Annotated in this window: 3 protein-coding genes; all 3 read left to right on the forward strand. The window is 45.0% G+C overall.

What is annotated here, in order from left to right; all coding sequences use genetic code 11:
* Window positions 1-221: 221 nt before the first annotated feature.
* A complete protein-coding gene (locus tag P5683_RS03060) occupies window positions 222-1355 on the forward strand; it encodes a hypothetical protein (protein WP_315639004.1) in 1134 nt (377 codons plus the stop codon).
* A 2-nt stretch (window positions 1356-1357) separates the two neighbouring features.
* The gene (locus tag P5683_RS03065) at window positions 1358-1612 is read left to right on the forward strand and encodes a Nif11-like leader peptide family RiPP precursor (protein WP_006625393.1); all 255 of its coding nucleotides are present in this window, start codon (window positions 1358-1360) and stop codon (window positions 1610-1612) included.
* A 197-nt stretch (window positions 1613-1809) separates the two neighbouring features.
* On the forward strand, window positions 1810-2617 hold an 808-nt coding region (locus tag P5683_RS03070; RefSeq protein ID WP_315669413.1), incomplete at its 3' end, for a DUF4157 domain-containing protein.

Here is a 2617-nt window from a genome sequence, read left to right on the forward strand (position 1 = left end):
TTAAGTGGTCTCGGTGAGCCAAGAATCCCCGTCTCTTCAGAGCGGGGAGTGTCAATGCTGATACACCCTCACCGGATCTAGGAAATTCCGACTCCCAACTTTTGCTAAAATGCTCACCAATGCCCCATTCATGGTTTGGGAGTGGCAATTTTCACGAATGCCTGATTATCAAACTTAGGAAAGCCAAGCCTCATTTTTGAATGTAATTTCAATATTTTCCTATGGCAAGTCTGACTGATTATTGGGAGGCGATCGCCCCTTCTATTTCCCCGGATTTAATTTCGCCAGAATCCCTGAGCCGTTTGGCGGCGGTGGGGCGACATTTCCCTAGTGCGATCGCCTCTTTGGTGGGGTTTGAATGTCGCCTAGCAGACCCTAAACCCCAAGCTGATATGTTTTTGCGGGTGGTTCCAGAAACCGGAGGTCGCGACATCCTCGCTGGTAGCGAAGCCGTGGAAACGCTTCCGAAATTATATCATTTGTTGGCGGGTTATGACACAATTCCCTCGCTGTCTTCTCGGTTAATTGACCATCCAGTATGGCGAAAAATTAGCCGATTTTGCCAGGAATGGTCTAACCCTGATACATCCTTTTATCGGACTGTTAATGATTTATGGTTAGAATTTGATTTAACGGGGGATTTAACGGGGGATTTAACTACGGATACAGCAATTCCGGTTCCCAGTGTATTTTGGGGTTCGGAACAGGTGGCGGATTTAGAAAATCATCTCAATTGGTGGCTAGACAGTCGGTTAACTTCTGCACAAAGACAAATTATTCATCAGACTTTCCAGGCTTTACCTCCAACGGCAAAATTATTTCAAAGTGGGGTTTTATTAAGTCGAAATTCCCAGGCTATAAGATTTTATATAGCTGATATTTATCCTACACAAATATATCCGTATCTTGACAAACTTGGATGGTTAGGCGATCGCTATAGTATCGGAGCCATTTTATCTATGCTATCTTTGGGAATAAATAAAACTAATTTACAGCTAGAAATAGATGGGAATAGTCTCAGTCATCAAATAGCGGTGGAATGCTATTTAGAAAACCGAAAAGCCTGGCAAACATTTCTCGATGGTTTAGTGAAAACAGGATTTTGTCTACCTGAAAAACGAGACGCAATCCTGAGTTTTGGTGGCTTGACCCATGAGAGAGATTCCCCGGAAAAGTGGCCGGAAACTTTACGGCGGCGATCTCAACTTCTGGGTAGGGATTGGGAAAGTGTCTTATTTCGGAGATTAGCTTATGTAAAACTAACTTATCGCCCCGGAATACCTTTAGAATTTAAGGCGTATTTAGGGGTTCAACCTGGCTGGATAAATACCAAATCTTGGGGAGTAAAATTATAAATATGCGAGCATTTATAGAAGCGATCGCCAATCATCCAGAATGGCAGGAAAAAATCATGGCGGCTGACCACATTCAAGACTTGCTCAAAATTGCCACATCCGCTGGATATAATATCACCATCAAAGAATTAGAAGCTACCCTAACTCAAGATTTTGGTGAACTGGTCCTTGAGTTAGACAATAGCCCTGGGATTTCTTCTGGTTACGCCCGCATTTTGCTAACTCAACTGATAGAATCGATCTGTTTTTGTAGTTAAAATACCCATTGACCATCAACTTTGGGTAATATATCAATGCTAATTTTCCGTAAAAATTGTGAATTTTAGTTAACATTTATGCAGCCTATATCTGGAAAACCTTATAATGATTAGGGCTAAAAGCCATGATATCGTCGATTGTGTCTTGAAGTGGCAAACCCCTAAAGGGTTGACTAATCAGGGTTAAGGGGGTAAAAATGTCGAAAATTAGAACCAAAGCGCCACAACTATCACCCACAACCAACCGAGTCCAGACCAAGAAGACTTTACCGCGTGGGCGATCATCATTTACCTCTGAAACTGAAACCGCCACCAGCGAAACCTTGACCGAAGGGCGATCGCCGTTTTTTTCTCCCCCAACGCCACCAGAAATTCAACCCCAATCTTATCCGGTTTCTGGCTACCAATTTAACCGGGTTTCGATCCTGGAGTACACGCCAGCCAAACTGCAACCCAAACGGCTGATAACTCCCCCAGAAGAGGAAGACAGGGAAGCAGAAACCGATATCGGTGGAGAAGAGATAGCGGAAATGGACGAACTCGCGCCGCCGTCCGCCCCCCCACCGGAGGAAAACCCACCCAAACCGCCGGACACGCAACTACAACGTCAGCCAAAAGGAGGCGGTTCTTTTGTGGCTTCTTCTCAGATCGCCAATCGGATTATACGCCGCAAAGGTCGCGGCATTCCACTTCCAGACCCGGCCCGCGAGTTTATGGAGTCTCGGTTTGAAAATGATTTCAGTGGGGTTCGTCTTCACACGGATAGCGAGGCGGTTCAACTAAGTCATAATTTGAGGGCGAAAGCATTTACTCACGAAAATGATATCTATTTTAACGCGGGACAATATAACCCGAATTCGGTGGGAGGAAGGCGGTTATTAGCCCATGAATTAACCCATACAATTCAGCAAACAGGGGCGAGAGTTCAACGGAAATATAAAGGCGATCGCCCTCGAAAAATTAACCGAATGCAACGGAAGGCGATCGGCAGAGTTCAGCGTTCGG

The organism is Limnospira sp. PMC 1279.21 (assembly GCF_032349615.1).
GTDB lineage: Bacteria > Cyanobacteriota > Cyanobacteriia > Cyanobacteriales > Microcoleaceae > Limnospira > Limnospira fusiformis.